The sequence below is a fragment of the Ruegeria sp. CL5 genome (assembly GCF_056536485.1).
This window is the reverse complement of sequence record NZ_JBQFPS010000005.1, coordinates 186,021-202,080: the sequence shown is the minus strand read 5'-3', so window position 1 is coordinate 202,080 and position 16,060 is coordinate 186,021. Positions and strand designations below refer to the sequence as shown.

At 56.7% G+C, this 16,060-nt stretch carries 14 protein-coding genes; 7 read left to right on the top strand and 7 right to left on the bottom strand.

Features of this window, described 5'->3' with window-relative positions; translation table 11 throughout:
• Positions 1-6: 6 nt before the first annotated feature.
• Both ACR0IU_RS10935 and ACR0IU_RS10930 read right to left on the bottom strand, forming a co-directional pair.
• Positions 7-759, bottom strand: coding sequence for a nuclear transport factor 2 family protein (locus ACR0IU_RS10935; protein ID WP_480716253.1), 753 nt, complete (start codon positions 757-759; stop codon positions 7-9).
• Between the two features lie 148 nt (positions 760-907).
• The gene (locus ACR0IU_RS10930) at positions 908-2,065 is read right to left on the bottom strand and encodes an acyl-CoA dehydrogenase family protein (RefSeq protein WP_480716252.1); all 1,158 of its coding nucleotides are present in this window, start codon (positions 2,063-2,065) and stop codon (positions 908-910) included.
• 211 nt (positions 2,066-2,276) lie between these two features.
• Between ACR0IU_RS10930 and ACR0IU_RS10925 the strand changes: the two genes are divergently transcribed.
• The 5 genes from ACR0IU_RS10925 to ACR0IU_RS10905 all read left to right on the top strand — a co-directional run bounded on the left by ACR0IU_RS10925 (position 2,277) and on the right by ACR0IU_RS10905 (position 10,024).
• On the top strand, positions 2,277-2,909 hold the full coding sequence (locus ACR0IU_RS10925) for a pyridoxamine 5'-phosphate oxidase family protein (protein ID WP_480716251.1): 633 nt from the start codon (positions 2,277-2,279) through the stop codon (positions 2,907-2,909).
• Positions 2,910-3,020: 111 nt separating this feature from the next.
• Complete coding sequence (locus ACR0IU_RS10920; protein ID WP_480716250.1) at positions 3,021-5,495, top strand: heavy metal translocating P-type ATPase; 2,475 nt, start codon at positions 3,021-3,023, stop codon at positions 5,493-5,495.
• Positions 5,492-5,881, top strand: a complete 390-nt coding sequence (gene cueR / locus ACR0IU_RS10915) for a Cu(I)-responsive transcriptional regulator (protein ID WP_480716249.1) — start codon at positions 5,492-5,494, stop codon at positions 5,879-5,881. The genes ACR0IU_RS10920 and cueR overlap by 4 nt, the downstream gene beginning before the upstream one ends.
• A gap of 101 nt (positions 5,882-5,982) precedes the next feature.
• The gene (locus ACR0IU_RS10910; RefSeq protein WP_170771418.1) at positions 5,983-6,855 is read left to right on the top strand and encodes an NAD(P)-dependent oxidoreductase; all 873 of its coding nucleotides are present in this window, start codon (positions 5,983-5,985) and stop codon (positions 6,853-6,855) included.
• Between the two features lie 103 nt (positions 6,856-6,958).
• A complete protein-coding gene (locus ACR0IU_RS10905) occupies positions 6,959-10,024 on the top strand; it encodes an aminotransferase class III-fold pyridoxal phosphate-dependent enzyme (RefSeq protein ID WP_480716248.1) in 3,066 nt (1,021 codons plus the stop codon).
• 46 nt (positions 10,025-10,070) lie between these two features.
• Here ACR0IU_RS10905 and ACR0IU_RS10900 read toward each other — a convergent pair whose 3' ends face one another.
• Together ACR0IU_RS10900 and hemP are read right to left on the bottom strand one after the other, a co-directional pair.
• Positions 10,071-10,547, bottom strand: coding sequence for a hypothetical protein (locus ACR0IU_RS10900; RefSeq protein ID WP_480716247.1), 477 nt, complete (start codon positions 10,545-10,547; stop codon positions 10,071-10,073).
• Positions 10,544-10,711: a hemin uptake protein HemP gene (gene hemP / locus ACR0IU_RS10895; RefSeq protein WP_010441016.1), complete on the bottom strand. Its 168-nt coding sequence runs from the start codon at positions 10,709-10,711 to the stop codon at positions 10,544-10,546. Before hemP ends, ACR0IU_RS10900 begins: the two co-directional genes overlap by 4 nt.
• 221 nt (positions 10,712-10,932) lie before the next feature.
• Here hemP and gph point away from each other — a divergent pair, with 221 nt between their 5' ends.
• Positions 10,933-11,601, top strand: a complete 669-nt coding sequence (gene gph / locus ACR0IU_RS10890; RefSeq protein WP_480716246.1) for a phosphoglycolate phosphatase — start codon at positions 10,933-10,935, stop codon at positions 11,599-11,601.
• A 220-nt stretch (positions 11,602-11,821) separates the two neighbouring features.
• Here gph and ACR0IU_RS10885 read toward each other — a convergent pair whose 3' ends face one another.
• Complete coding sequence (locus ACR0IU_RS10885; protein ID WP_480716245.1) at positions 11,822-12,994, bottom strand: acetate/propionate family kinase; 1,173 nt, start codon at positions 12,992-12,994, stop codon at positions 11,822-11,824.
• 210 nt (positions 12,995-13,204) lie between these two features.
• A complete protein-coding gene (locus ACR0IU_RS10880; protein WP_480716244.1) occupies positions 13,205-14,473 on the bottom strand; it encodes a cytochrome-c peroxidase in 1,269 nt (422 codons plus the stop codon).
• Positions 14,474-14,488: 15 nt separating this feature from the next.
• Here ACR0IU_RS10880 and ACR0IU_RS10875 point away from each other — a divergent pair, with 15 nt between their 5' ends.
• Complete coding sequence (locus tag ACR0IU_RS10875; protein WP_170476070.1) at positions 14,489-14,959, top strand: tetratricopeptide repeat protein; 471 nt, start codon at positions 14,489-14,491, stop codon at positions 14,957-14,959.
• A gap of 30 nt (positions 14,960-14,989) precedes the next feature.
• Here ACR0IU_RS10875 and ACR0IU_RS10870 read toward each other — a convergent pair whose 3' ends face one another.
• Positions 14,990-16,051: a TRAP transporter substrate-binding protein gene (locus ACR0IU_RS10870; RefSeq protein WP_480716243.1), complete on the bottom strand. Its 1,062-nt coding sequence runs from the start codon at positions 16,049-16,051 to the stop codon at positions 14,990-14,992.
• Between the last annotated feature and the right edge of the window lie 9 nt (positions 16,052-16,060).

The window sequence follows — 16,060 nt, the reverse complement described above, 5'->3', positions numbered from 1 at the left end:
ACTCTCTTAGAATTTGCCGTTGTCATTCTTCCATTCGCTGCGCGGTGCAATGGTCTCAACCGTATCCCAATGTTCAGTGATCTTGCCATCAGATACGCGGAACAGATCATAGAAAGAGCTATGCTTGCCTGCTCGCTCGCCCTCACAAACGGTCAAAACAAAATCGCCTTCCGCCAGAACCCGGTGAAGATGCTGATAGTTTATGGCCTCTATGTCGGACAATGCGGCGCGCAACGCTGTTAACTCGTCTGAGAAACCCGGGCTGTGTTCCGCAAAGGCAGTGGTGTTAACAAAAGCTTCTATCTGATCTGGATCTCCTGCGATCAGGGCATTTTCGACGAAAGAACGGACAAGCGTCCGGTTCTTTTCTGTATTCTCGATGTCCCGGCTTTCTGTGGGGCCATCCACCATACTGCGCCCCGAGTCATTTGGGCCCAATCGTTTCTGAATATTGTCCCAATGCTCGACCGCTTGCCCGTCTTCAAAGCGGAATACTTCAAATCCAATGTTTCGGCGCGAGAAATCATATTCGGTATGCGCAAAGACAAAGTCTCCATCTTCAAACGCGCGCACAATGTTAACGCGTGGTGAAGTATCAGACAGCCGCTTGAACAACGCCGCCAAGCCCTCACTGCCTTCATGAGTTTGTGGATTATGCTGGATATACCGCGCTTCGTTCACCACTGAAATCGGGCCCGGATCGCCCGTCTCAATACTCTTGAGCAGGGCGCATATGCGATCCTTGTTAGACGCAACCATGTCGAGGTTCCTCTCGGACAGAATATCCCTCGATCACAATGGCAGGCAGAATGCAGTGCTTCAATGGTAACGAGTGCCACAAACCTGCCTGACCCAACGGGAGGAGACGTTCTACATGGAATGTCGACGACGGCGGGAGTGCCTCGTATTAGGCGTCCAGCGAACGGGCGATAAGCTCTTTCATCACTTCGTTAGTGCCACCGTAGATCATTTGCACCCGCGCATCCGCGTAGAGCCGCGCAATCGGATACTCCATCATGAAGCCATAGCCGCCGAACAGTTGCAGGCATTCATGCATGATTTCGTTCTGCACCTCTGAACCCCAGTATTTCACCATCGAGGCTGTCGCTGCGTCCAGTTCACCGGCCTCTAGCTTGCCGATGCAGTCATTGACGAAACTGCGCAGGACTTCGGCCTTGGTCTTACACTCGGCCAGCTTGAAACGGGTATTCTGGAAATCCATCACCCGCTGGCCAAAGGCTTTGCGTTCCTGCACATATTTCACAGTCTCAGATATTGCAAAGTCGATCGCGCCCAGCGCCATGATCCCGATGGTCAGCCTTTCCCACGGCAGCTGTTTCATTAGCTGATAGAACCCTTGCCCCTCCTCTGGGCCCAGCAGATTAGTCATTGGAACTTTGACATCCTCAAAGAACAACTCTGCCGTGTCATTGCCCTTCATCCCAAGCTTTTCGAGGTTCCGTCCCCGGCGGAATCCCTCGGTTCCTTCGGTTTCGACAGCGATCAGCGAGACACCCTTTGCCCCAAGGGACTTGTCGGTCTTCGCCGCCACGATGACCAGATCAGCCGATTGCCCGTTGGTGATAAATATCTTAGAGCCATTAAGCCGATACGAATTGCCATCCTTCTCAGCCGTAGTCTTCACTGCCTGCACATCCGATCCAGTACTCGGCTCGGTCATGGCAAGCGCTCCGATCATCTCGCCCGAGGCAAGCTTTGGCAGCCATTTGTGTTTCTGATCCTCACTGCCATAGGTGGTGATGTAATGGGTCACAATGGACTGAATGCCATATCCCCATCCAGCATCACCGCGTGCGGTCTGTTCGTACAAGGTGACAGAATCGAAGCCCATTCCACCGCCAACACCGCCATATTCCTCGGCAATCGAACCAGCCATCAGACCCGTCTGACCCGCCTGCAGCCAAAAGTCCCGATCGACAACGCCGTTTTCGGCCCATTTCTCTGTGTTGGGAACCAAAGCATCGTCCATGAAACGGCCGGCCATCTCGGCAAACATCCGGTGTTCGTCAGTAACCCAGGCGGCGGTGCTGGTAAAAAGCGACATCAATAAGCTCTCCAGATCAGGTGTTTGACCCAAGGCTACCTGCGTGTGCGATTCCTTCCAATCCATGTGACGTGGCGTCGAAAAGCGTTGCTACGCAACGTCTTTGGTCCAGTTTCCGGCCCTGTTCACTTCTGCGTTCCCACATCTGACAGCCCACGCAATTGTCATCCATATTGAAGACAATCCGCGAAAGACTCAGGAGACAGCAAAAATGCCCCGCGCCTTTTCTGAACTGACCTTCACGCCCGCAGTGCGCGCCCATCAAGAACGGATGGGATCAGCCAAAACCTACTCAAAATTCCTCGAACCCGGGCCGCGGCAAGGCCATCAAATCGGACCGGCAGAAGAGGCATTCATTTACGCACGCGACGGATTTTATCAAGCCACTGTATCAGAAACAGGGTGGCCCTATGTTCAGTTTCGGGGTGGACCGGTCGGGTTCCTGAAAGTGCTGGACCCGCAAACTATCGGTTACGCTGACCTGTCGGGAAACAAGCAGTACATCTCGCGCGGAAATCTTGATGGAAATGACCGCGTGGCGTTGATTCTGATGGATTACGCGAACCAGCATCGCCTCAAGATGCTAGGGCGGATGACATTTTCCGAGGGTGTAGAGGCCGCAACCAATCTCTACGTCGATGGCTCGGAGACCGAGGCAGAGCGTGCTGCCATCATCAAAGTTGAGGCGCTCGATTTTAACTGCCCGCGCCATATCACGCCCCGCTTCACCGAGACCGAGCTACGGCCCCACCTAAACACACTGGGTAAGCAACTGGCTGATCTACATACAGAAAATCAGCGGCTGCAACGCGAGTTGGCCGAGCTCAAGGATTCCGGCGCGTAGATCAACTTCAATCCAGGTGCGACGGTGGCGCGCAGTTGAGAACAGTGTCTTGACCCTCCAGTGACTGGAGCCTCTATATCGAGGCCAAAGTACATTACCAGGACGCCACGAATGGCCGAGTTACTGCATACACAGATCAGGATTACGGGCATGGGATGCGCCTCGTGCGTTGGCCGGGTCGAGGGCGCATTGCGTGCGACACCCGGGGTGTGCTCCGCCGAAGTCAACTTCGCGACCAAGACGGCCGATATCACCTATGAGGCCTCATTCGACGAGATTCTAGACGCGCTCAACACAGCGGGCTTTCCCGCGGCGACAAGACAGATACGTCTAGACGTCGATGGCATGACCTGCGCCTCGTGCGTGAACCGGATCGAGCGTATTTTGCAGGCAAGCCCGGGTGTGTCAGATGTGGCAGTCAATCTTGCCACGAAAAGCGCCACGGTGACCTATGCCGAGGGTGTAACCGAAGCGGCAATGCTTGCGAAGACTTTGACCGAAGCGGGGTATCCGGCGCGCCCGGAGGCCGAGGACGGAGCCGATCATAATTGCAAAATAGATGAATTTGCAGGACTGCGGCGCGCGACGGTGTTTGCGGCCATGTTGGCCTTGCCGGTTTTTGTTTTGGAAATGGGCGGGCATATGATCCCTGCATTTCACCATTGGGTTCATTCTACTATCGGCCTTCAAGCAAGCTATCTGATCCAGTTTGCGCTAGCTTCAGCGCTGCTTGTTGGTCCTGGCCGAGTGTTCTACGCCAAAGGTATCCCATCACTGCTGAGGGGTGCCCCCGATATGAACGCGCTGGTCGCTTTGGGGACAGGCGCGGCATATCTGTACTCGGTCCTCGCGACATTTGCACCGCAGGTTCTGCCGCAAGGCACAGCTAACGTTTATTTCGAGGCTGCGGCAGTCATCGTTGTACTGATCCTGCTGGGCCGTCTGATGGAGGCCCGCGCAAAAGGGCGAACAGGTGCAGCAATTCGCAAACTGGCCGGACTCCAACCTAAAACAGCACGGGTCGAGAGGGATGGAACAACCCAAGACCAGCCTATCGCTGAGATCATTGTGGGTGACATCATTCAAATCCGCCCGGGTGAGCGCGTTCCCGTGGACGGGAACGTTTTGGACGGAACCTCGTATGTCGATGAGAGCATGATTACCGGTGAGCCCATACCCATCGGCAAAGCCAAGAACGATCCGGTGGTCGGAGGAACGGTGAATGGAACAGGTGCCCTTCGCATTCGGGCCACGCATGTAGGTTCGGATACCGTGCTGGCGCAGGTTGTCAGACTCGTCGAACAGGCACAGGGGGCAAAGCTGCCCATTCAAACGTTGGTGGATCGAATCACATACTATTTTGTACCTGCGGTGATAGGCGTGGCCTTATTGACGGTTGCTGCGTGGCTGATTTTTGGGCCCGCCCCTGCTTTACCGCTGGCACTGGTGGCCGGGGTTTCGGTGCTGATCATCGCCTGCCCTTGTGCGATGGGTCTGGCTACGCCGACCTCGATCATGGTGGGTACCGGGCGTGCAGCTGAATTGGGCGTGTTGTTCCGCAAGGGCGATGCATTGCAGCAGTTACAACAAGCCAAAGTCATCGCCCTGGATAAAACAGGCACGCTGACTCTGGGTCGGCCCGAACTGGAAGAGGTTGCGACAACAAACGGCTTTGACTGCGCCGAAGTCCTGCGCCTGGCCGCGGCGGCTGAGGCGCGATCGGAACACCCTATAGCTACCGCAATCACTCGCGCAGGTCCTGACATTTTGCCTGACGTGAAGGAATTCAGCTCCCTGACAGGGTTGGGCTTGCGCGCGCAGGTCGAGGGGCATTCTGTATTGATTGGGTCTGACCGCCTTATGGTACAGACCGGCATCGACCTTGGTAGCCTGCGGCCTGATGCGCAGATACGTGCAGCCCAAGGGGCTACACCGATCTATGTTGCAATTGACGGACAAGCCGCTGCTGCGCTGACAGTTTCAGACCCAATCAAACCGGGCACGCCCGAGGCACTGACCCGACTGCATGAGATGGGTGTGACCCTCGCCATGGTCACCGGCGATAACGCGCAAACCGCACAGGCGCTGGCCGATAAGCTGGGCATTGACCACGTCACCGCCGAGGTGCTGCCGGAGGGGAAGGTTGACGCAATCGAAAAGTTGCAAACCAGGTTTGGAACGCTTGCCTTTGTTGGTGATGGCATCAACGACGCGCCTGCTCTGGCAAGGGCTGATATAGGTGTGGCAATCGGAACCGGCACTGACGTGGCAATCGAAACCGCGGATGTCGTGCTGATGTCGGGCGATCTGCGCGGTGTCGCAAACGCGGTCGAAATCAGTCAACGCACGATGCGCAATATTCGCCAGAATCTCGGTTGGGCTTTCGGATACAACACGCTGCTAATCCCGGTCGCAGCCGGAGCGCTATATCCGTTAGGCGGTTATCTACTGTCACCCGCTCTAGCCGCCGGGGCCATGGCCTTTTCCAGCGTCTTTGTCGTGTCCAATGCTCTGCGGCTGCGGCGCATCCGGACCAGCATACCGGGGGCCAGCGACAATTCACTTCGGCGGGAGGCTGTAGCATGAACATCGGAGAGGTCTCGACCCATACGGGCCTGCCCGTCAAAACCATCCGCTATTATGAAGATATCAACCTGATCAAACCGCTGCGCGACAACAATGGGTATCGTCGGTTCCGCGATAAGGACATTCACAAACTGAATTTCCTGGGTCGCGCCCGAACGCTCGGGTTCACTATCGAAGACTGCCGCACATTGCTGGCCCTCTACGAGGATGAGACCCGGGCCAGCTCTGACGTAAAACGCGTTGCGCGGGATCATCTGGCGCAGATTGACGCCAAAATTGCCGATCTCAGAGGTATGCGCGAAACGCTTAGCCATCTCGTCGACGCGTGTGCCGGGGACGACCGTCCTGATTGCCCGATTCTGAAAGACTTGGGCGGCAAACTGTGACGCAGGGTTGCCCTTTAGCCCAACCTTTGATTTGTCTCTGCTGAACATCTCGCCCTGTTGTGCTGTCGAGGCCTGGGACGGATTACAAAGAGGATCATCACATGGCAAAAATCGCTTTCCTTGGTCTGGGCGTCATGGGCTACCCGATGGCCGGGCACCTTCAGGCCGCCGGTCACGACGTCACAGTCTATAACCGCACCGCATCCAAAGCAGAAGCCTGGGTTGCCCAGCATGGCGGAACCATGGCGCTCACCCCGCGTGAAGCCGCAGCAGGGGCAGAATTCGTGATGGCCTGTGTCGGCAACGACGACGATCTGCGCATGGTGTGCACAGGTGAGGATGGGGCCTTTCACGGAATGGCCAAAGGTTCAATCTTTGTGGACCACACTACGGTATCCGCCAAAGTGACGCGCGAGTTGTACGAGGCTGGCAAAGCTGATGGGATCGCTTTTGTGGATGCCCCGATCTCGGGCGGTCAGGCCGGGGCAGAGAATGGTGTATTGTCGATCATGTGTGGTGGCGATCAGGAGGCCTATGACGCAGCTGAACCGGTGATGCAGGTCTATTCCAAGATCTGCCGCCGCATTGGCGACAACGGTGCAGGCCAGATGACGAAGATGTGCAATCAGATCGCCATTGCCGGGCTGGTGCAAGGCCTCAGCGAAGCGCTGCATTTTGCTGAGAAGGCCGGTCTAGATGGCCGTGCTGTCGTCGAGGTAATCAGCCAGGGCGCTGCGGGCAGTTGGCAAATGGCAAACCGGTACGAGACCATGTTGGATGACCACTTCGAACATGGCTTCGCCGTGGATTGGATGCGCAAGGATTTGGGGATCTGCCTGAATACAGCAAATGAGACCGGCGCATCGCTGCCCGTTACCGCGCTAGTCGATCAATTCTACAAGGATGTGCAGAAACTGGGTGGCGGCCGGTGGGATACGTCCTCGCTGTTCAAACGCCTGCGTGCTTTGAGCTGACGGCAGGGGGGCTATCTGCCCCCATCGAGCCGGGGCGCGATCCCCCCGAGAGTATTTTTGGCCAGATGAAGGGGATCAAGTTGGGAATGGCATGGGGTAATGCATGGGCGATCTAAATGCATATTGGGCTGGAAAGCTGCGTCACAACTGGGGGCTGGAAGCCCGTCTAACGCGGTTGGATGGGGAATATGACCTCAACTTTCTAGTCGAGGCCACGAATGGGCAGGACTATGTGCTCAAAGTAATGCGGGCCGGCTGCGACGCTGATCTGGTGGATTTGCAAATCAAAACACTAAAGCATCTCGATACCGAGGCTCCTGGCTTGCCGTTTCCTGACGTTGTTTCTGATTTGAACGGAACCATGTTGCCTGAAATTGCTGACGCGGACGGGCAGCCGCGGCTGGTCTGGCTGCTTGAACGACTGCCAGGGCAGTGCTTTGCCCGCAGTGTGCCAAAAAACGAGGACCTGATCCTCAAGCTGGGGCGTGTTCTGGGCGCAACAGACCGGGCGCTGGAGGCGTTCAAGCACAAGGGCTTAAGTCGTGCAGATTTCAAATGGGACCTGACCCAAGCTGGTTGGATTGTTGATCAACTGGGGGCAATTTCTGATCCGGCACGGCGCGCGCGACTGCGACAGATAGCCCTAGAATTTGATGCCATCGGTGATCAGCTGAACGGCTTACCTAAACAGGCGATCCACAATGATGCCAATGACTACAATATCCTTGTTGAAGGCGAGTTGAGCGAACGTCGAAGCGTCTCGGGCCTGATCGACCTTGGTGATATGTGCGCAGCACCGCGTGTATGCGAACTGGCCATTGCCGGGGCCTATGTCGTTCTGGACCACCCAAAACCCGAACGCGCATTGGCCGCTTTGGTGCGTGGCTATCACGCCGCCAACCGTTTGCGACCTGATGAGATCGACCTGATCTGGCCCCTTCTGCAGATGCGGCTGGCAGTGTCGGTGGTGAACTCTACTCTGATGGCGGCCGAGAACCCGGACGACCCTTATGTGACAATCAGCCAGGCTCCGGCGTGGCGATTCCTGGAAGACGCGAAGATCAATGGCGCGCTCATGCCTGCCCGCCTGCGCGCCGCTTGTGGCCTGCCGGTAGTTGACGGAGCCGAGCGTGTCCACACCTACCTATCCAGTCATCGCGGGCATTTCGCGCAAATGTTCGGGCAGGATTTATGCGATGCGCCGATGGGCTCGTTGTCTGTGGAAAATTCGACATGGCCACAAAATCCATTCCACATGCCGCTTGCTGAGGCGGCACGAGTCGGAGAGGAATTCGGAGAGGGCCTCTGGCTTGGCTATTATAATGAACCCCGCTTAATCTATGCGGAGCCAGGGTTCCGCAAGGGTCCGTGGAAGGCCTCGGATCGGCGCACCGTGCATCTGGCGGTGGATGTGTTTGCTCCAGCCGGAACGGTGCTTCATGCGCCGCTGAGTGGTCGGGTCGAGGTGGTTGAGAACCGGGACGCTCATCTCGATTACGGTGGGGTGGTGATCCTGCATCACGAAACACCCGAGGGGGACACGTTCTATACGCTCTACGGCCATCTGGACCCCGAAGTAAGCGAGCGTTTGAAACCCGGTGATCCGGTGGCTCAGGGTGCGGCTTTTGCCCGGCTGGGCAATGCCAGCCAGAATGGAGGCTGGGCCCCGCATGTGCATTTCCAACTAGCACTGACGACCGACGGGATGCAGGCCGACTGGCCCGGAGTTGCCGACCCGGATGAGATGGAACTGTGGAACGCGGTGTGCCCCAACCCGGCGGCTTTGTTGAACCTGCTGGATGAGAAGGTTTTATATCGCCCAACCGACAAGCAAGCTATCCTGCAAGACAGACACGATCACTTCGGCGGCAACCTCAGCCTTACCTATGATGACCCGGTCATGCTGGTGCGCGGTTGGAAGCATCACCTGTTCGACGAATGGGGGCGGCCTTATCTGGACGCGTACAATAACGTGCCACATGTGGGCCATGCACATCCGCGCATTCAAGCGGTCGCGGCGGATCAGCTGAAGAGGATGAACTCCAACACCCGCTATCTGCATCCTGCGCAGACCGCATTTGCTGACAAGATTTTGTCGAAACTGCCAGATCACCTTGAGGTCTGTTTCTTTGTCAACTCGGGGACCGAAGCCAACGAACTGGCCTTGCGGCTGGCACGCGCGCATACCGGGGCGAAGGGTATCGTGACGCCGGATCACGGCTATCACGGAAACACAAACGCAGCGGTGGCGATCTCGGCCTACAAGTTCAACAAACCCCGAGGGGTTGGGCAAGCCGATTGGGTGGAACTGGTTGAGGTCGCAGATGACTATCGCGGTTCGTTCCGCCGTGACGATCCCGACCGTGCCCGGAGGTTCGCGGATCTGGTTGATCCGGCGATTGAGGCATTACAGGCGAAGGGCCACGGCCTTGCGGGCTTTATCGCAGAAACCTTCCCGTCGGTCGGCGGGCAGATCATCCCACCAAAGGGCTATCTGCCTGCTGTCTACGAGAAAATCCGCACTGCCGGCGGGGTCTGTATCGCAGATGAGGTTCAGACTGGTCTTGGGCGATTGGGTGAACATTACTTCGGCTTTGAACATCAGGGCGCGCTGCCTGACATCGTGGTCATGGGAAAACCCATCGGCAACGGCCACCCCCTGGGCGTGCTGGTCACCACCAAAGAGATCGCCCAAAGCTTCGACAACGGGATCGAGTTCTTTTCTACTTTTGGCGGCTCAACCCTGTCCTGCAGGATCGGGAAAGAGGTGCTGGACATTGTCGACGACGAAGGATTGCAAGAAAATGCCCGCGTCATGGGGGCTCGCCTGATGGACGGCCTCAGGCAGATTGAAGCAGACTTTTCCTGCGTTGGCGATGTGCGCGGTATGGGCCTTTTTCTGGGCGTTGAACTTATCGACCCGGATGGCTCGGAAAGTGGCGAGATCTGTAGCTACGTTAAAAACCGGATGCGCGATCACCGCATCCTGATTGGCAGCGAGGGGCCGAAGGACAATATCCTGAAAATACGGCCGCCGCTAACCATCGAAGCGGAAGATGTGGACATGATCCTTTGGGCGTTGCGGGAAGTACTTGCGGAGGTTGGGGACTATAGCCCCGCCCTCGAATGCGATCACGACCATCACCATGCAGGCTGTAGCTGTTGCTGAGTAAAACAAAACCCCGGCAAAATGGCCGGGGTTTTGCTACCACCGATCAGTGGAGCACCGCATTTGGGGGTTGGTGCCCTGTCGTCGGCAAAGGTGCCGCTAAAATCATCCGGCGTAGAGCCAGCCCCAGTTCCTCGGACAATGAGGCCAATGCTGGGGCAAAATCAGGTCGCACAATCAGCGAGGCCATCATCATCGCGTCCTCGCGCGCGCCCTCGGACGCGGCGCCGATCATCTGGGCAAAGCAGTTCTCATCAGCCCCCAGACAGGCGCATCCCAAGCCATGGCGCACCAGCGGGCGGCGACCATGATGCGTACACAGTGAACACAGCCGATCCAAAGTCAGCATCGTGGCATGGCCCTGATCTGCGCCCAGCGCGATGTCGAAATCACTAGCAGCGTTGGCGCGGCCTTTATCACCATCACCCCAGAGACGCAGATACATGACTGCACCGGCCTCAATGGGGCTCAAGTCTGACAGGCGGCCGACGGCCGCCCCGCCGCGCGAAGAAGGTGCACTCATTTGGTCAGGATCAGTTTGCCCGCGCGGGTGATGCGCAGTGTATAAAGCTGATCGCCCAGCTCGATATGGGCCAGATTGCCACCGTTTGTCAGGTCTTCTGCTTTATGAGCCGGCAGCATTGAAACAGCATAACTTTGCGTCGAGGAGGGGGTTTGCATGTTCATCGGGGCATCTCCAGAGCGTCTTTGGCACGTGGCCTGTCGGTTTGTTTCGCTTGATCTGGCTGACCCTGAATAGGGTTGGCTATCTGCTCGTAAGATTAATCTGATAAAAATAGTAAGGTTTGTCAAGCCACAGTTTTGAAGCCAATTATTCGGCTCTCCATTGCGTCGTCACGAATTGCGACCTAGGCACTAATCATCAATAGTTAAAGGTGGATTCGCAGATGACGGCAGTCGTTGTATTTGACCTGGACGGCACCTTGGTAGACAGCCTTGCCGACATCGCTACTGCAGCAAATCGAATGCTTGATGATCAAAGGCATCCGGCCTTGCCTAATGACACAATCCGTAGATTCGTCGGAAACGGTCTGCCTAAATTGGTCGAGCGTGTAATGACCCATTGCGGGATAGAGCCGGATCGGCACGCGGAACTGACGCAGCTTACCTTAAAGCACTACAATGCGGGCGCGTGCGACCAGACCGTCGTTTACCCCGGAGTCTTTGAGGCATTGGAAGAACTGCGTGAAATGGGTTGTGCTCTTGGGGTCTGTACCAACAAACCCGAAGCGCCGGCCAGGCATGTATTGAGCGAATTGAAGCTGCAGTATTATTTCGACACGGTGTTTGGCGGCGACACCTTGGATATTCGCAAGCCCGACCCAGCGCATCTGCACGCCAGCTTTGAGGCGCTGCAGGCTGCCGGCCCGCACATTTTTGTCGGAGACAGCGAGGTTGATGCCGAAACAGCCCAGCGTGCAGGGGTACCGTTTTTGCTATTTGAACACGGCTATCGCAAATCACCTATTTCGGACCTGCCGCACACGCTCAGCTATCAAGACAGCGCCAAGCTGCCTGCACTCGTTCGGCAAATCCTTCAAAACAATACGGTGTGAGCCTAGTCCCCAAAAAAGTAGAGGGGCCGGCCAAGGGGGTAGGAAGCCAGCCCCTCATCGGGGGAAATTAGTGAAAGTGGTTGGGCACACTGGCCCGGTAGTTAATCAAAAGTTAACGCATCCATGGGAATCGCGAAATTGGGGGATTCCCGTAGTGTCGAAACATTTTTGTCTGATCCCAGAAAAAAATTTCAAACCAGCGCGCTTCGAAAGGGAAGATTCAGCCGATCTGCGCAGCCGACGCCCGCGCTATTACCAATTCCTCATTTGTCGGAATGACCATCAATTTCACGCGCGACAAATCGGTGGAAATAACCCGCCTGTTATCAGCGTTTGCATCATGGTCCAGCTCGATGCCCAACCATCCCATATCAGTGCAGATGCGATCACGGATGTAGGTCGAGTTCTCTCCGATCCCACCGGTAAACACGACCGCGTCCAGCCCACCCAGCACGGCGGCCAATGCACCTAGTTCGCGGCGTATCCGGAAGGTGTAATAGTTGATTGCATTACGCGCACCCGGCGTATTCGACGCCTCGAGTGTGCGCATGTCATTGGTCATACCCGAAAGTCCCAGCAAACCGGATTTGCGATAAAGAAGATCCGATATCTCGTCCGCATTCATGCCCTGTTGATCCATGAGATACAGCACAACCCCAGGATCCAACTGACCGCAGCGCGTGCCCATAGGCAAACCATCCATGGCCGAAAATCCCATGCTCGACCCGACCGAGCGGCCTGCGATCATGGCGCACATCGAAGCACCGTTCCCAAGATGGGCTACAACCACACGCCCGCCGTGAATTAGTGGGGCGGTGTTGGCCAAATGGTCCGAGATGTAATCATAGCTCAACCCGTGAAAACCATAACGCCGAACGCCCATGTCGTAATACTCAGTCGGCAATGCGAATGTGTCATTGACCCAGGGGTGATGGCGGTGAAAGGCCGTATCGAAACAGGCAACCTGCTTGGCATCTGGGAACCTTTCCATCGCCGCGCGTGCACCATGCAGATTGTAAGGCTGGTGCAACGGCGCAAAAGGCTCGAGCTTTTCAAGCACCTGCAAACTATCGGGGGTCAGCAATATCGGTCGATCATTGTCCGGCCCGCCGTGCACAATGCGGTGCCCAACGGCTGCCACACGTGCAGCCGGGAATTCTCGCTCTAGAAAATCCAGAATGTAATCCAGTGCGCTGGCCTGATCGTGAAGAGCCTCGGAAGTGGTATCGACAAGTACCCGGCGATCCGTGGTCTTTGCGCTGATCTGTGCCGCCGCACTGCCAATACTCTCAACTTCACCCGAGCAGATCAGCACCGGATCTTCTCCGGTGGTTGTGAACAACCCAAACTTGAGCGAAGACGAACCCGAATTCAGAGTAATGATATGGTCCATCAGAATCTACCCAATATACGTTCCCGTTGCAGAGTCGCATCCAAGGCAGCTGCATCCTGTATTGTGAAGCGCCGCGTCAGATCTGCAATATCGCAATTCTGTAACTGATCATTTGGATTGTAGTGGCAATGCATTGAATCTCTCGGCGGTGGATTTGACCGGAGCATTATGAGATTTCAAGCAAATGTCCAATGACATGGCCAAGCTCTTCTAGGGTTCAAAGCCCTCGGGCACACCAAAGAGCGGCGCAGCAAGCGTCGTTCCCGTCAGAGCATGAAGAAAGGCAACTAGGTCGGCGATCTGATCATCCGTCAGATTTTGCGGGGTAATATCGATTTTGCGGCGCTGGCGAGCCATCTCCAAACTGTCTTCCCAGACGATGAAGTCGACACGTTCCAGCCACGGCACTTCGGGAAGGGCAGCCATATCTGAGGTCCATGTCGCAAGGCTTTCCTGCGGGTTCAGGTGATGGCGCACAATACCTTCAAGATCGGGAAACGCACCGTTGTGACCATAGGGCGCCGTTTTGGCGACGTTCCGCAGCATTGGCGTGCGGAACCGATAGGCGTCTTCCAGGCGATTGCTTTCACCCACACGGCCCACGTCGCGCGCATAAGGATCCCACAGACGGGTTTTCCCCGGACCAAAGGGAGGCAACCCCAATGCATGGAAACTTTGATCCGAAAGTAATGGGCCAGAGTGGCAGGAAGAACAGCCCGCGTCGCCAAAGAACAGAGACATCCCTTCTTTTTGTTGTGGCGTCAGGGCCAACCGATCGCCGGCCAGGAATTGATCAAACGGACTGTCTGTGCTGCGCCACTCCAGCGCCATAAACGCGGCCAGCGCGTTGGCGATCTGGGTAATCGTGATGTCTTCGGTCGTGTCGATTTCATCAAACGCACTGACCATGGCTGGGCCATAGAGAGGGTCGGTGCGGACGCGCTTCGCGAGGATCGGCCAACCTTTGTCGATGCGGTCATGCACCGCGCCCGTCACCTGATTTTCGGCGACATTGCCAGCCATCTCGAACTGCGAGGTCAGCGGGAACAATGCTTGTGCGGCCAATAGGGAGTTCAATCCTTCCGGCAGCCACTCCTGTGCAGGTGAATTGAAGCCGTTGCCGTAAACGTCCGAGATACTCAGGCGGCCGTCGTGAAAGACCGTATGGATCTCCTTGGCCCCCAGATTCCACAAGCCCGGCGAGTTCCGCGGAATTCGCTTGCGGATCTTATCCGCCCCGATGCCGGGCGTGCGGTCCGGGCCTAGCCCTTGCCCGCCTTCGCCGATGCCCAGAGACAGCCCGTCCGAGGTGCCAAAATCCGGGTGATGGCAATGAGCGCAAGCAATGTTTTGGTTACCCGACAGGATAGGATCGTAAAACAGTTGATGACCGATAGCGGCCTGTTCCATATCAAAGGGAATGAAATCAGAATCCGTCAGCGGGCGCGGCAAATCCTGAGCCGCCGCGGCCCCGGCCAAGAGGAAAGCAACCCCATGCGTCAGTTTGTATTTGCCCTTTATCTGCTTGCGACTCCGGCGCTGGCCGAGTTGGAACAGGCGCGTGATTTGATGGAAGCCGGGGAGTTTAAGGCCGCGCGCGAAGAACTGTTGCCAGCGGCGCGATCCGGCAATGCCGAAGCCGAAGAGTTGATCGGTGTGATGTACGGGCTGGGTCTTGGGGTCGAGCAAGACTATGAGCGCGCGTTCGAATGGTATCTGCGCGCCTCGATGAAGGGGCATCCGGGGGCACAATCCGGCATCGGCTGGTATTATGAGCTGGGTCTGGGCATGCCTGCGCCTGATCTGGTGCGAGCCTACATGTGGTACACGCTCAGCGCGATTGGCGGCGACCCCGATGCGGCGATCAGCCTTGAGGAAGTGGTCAAGAAGATGTCGCCGGAGCAGATCGAAAGGGCGCATGTTCTGGTCAACGACTACAAAGGGTGGATGTACCCGTTTCGGTGAGGGCCGGGCCCAAAGGCCCGACCCAACAATTTAGTTCAGATCCGCATCACGCGAGGCGTTTACGTCCGCCTCGGCCGCAGCAACGGCCTCGGTCAGCGCAGTGAACACTTCGTCCCCGCGTGCCACGTTTGACTGGAACCACGCATAGACAGGGGTTGCAGCCTCTTTGAACGCGGCTTTCTGCTCGGGTGTAGGTACGTAGAGATCACCTCCGCCAGCAACAAAATCTTCGTATGCTTGGATCGATTTGCGCTTGGGCGAGGCAAAGGTGGCCTGCTGCAGCGCATAGAAACCATCCACGACAACGCGACGCATGTCCTCGGGCATTTCCTGGAATTTGGCGTTGTTCATCCACCACAGCGCACCCATGTAAGCGTGACCATCAAGCGTGACGTATTGCAGACCCGCATCTGGGAATTTCATGCCCATGATGTCGGTGATGCCGTTTTTGGATCCTTCAACCACACCGGTCTGGAAGCTGGTGAACAGTTCCGGCCACGGGATTGGGGTCGGCGAGGCACCAAGAGCCTTAACCAGTTCTTGTGGCAGGTCGGCCACGACTGTGCGGATTTTCAGACCTTCCATATCGCCAGGCTCGGCAACACGACGCTGCGTATTGGCGAAGTTGCGCCAGCCACCGGTGTTGCCAATGGTCATCAAGCGGATCGCGCCACCGGAATCTTCTAGCGCCATGTCGCGCATCTTGCGGGTGAAATCGCCTGACAACACGTGCTCGGCAATGCGGTCATCAGCCATCAAGTATGGCAGGTCCAGAACCTGCACATATGGGAAGATCCCCGAAGCCCCGCCTGACGTTGAGATATAGATGTCGATTGTGCCGTCAGCTACGCCCTGAAGGCACTCTGCGCCATTTGAGCAGAGCTGCGTTCCAATGAAGAGCTCCACTTCGATCGCACCGTTCGAGGCAGCCTCGACATAGTTTTTGAAAACGACCAGACCGTCATAGTCTTCGTCGTTTTCATTCGAGTTTGCTGTGGCGCGTAGCGTGTAGTCGGCGGCTGTCGCGGCAATCGCGGATGCAGCCACCAACGATGTGGCCACCGCTGCGGTTTTGATAAATCTTCTGAGCATGCGTTTCCT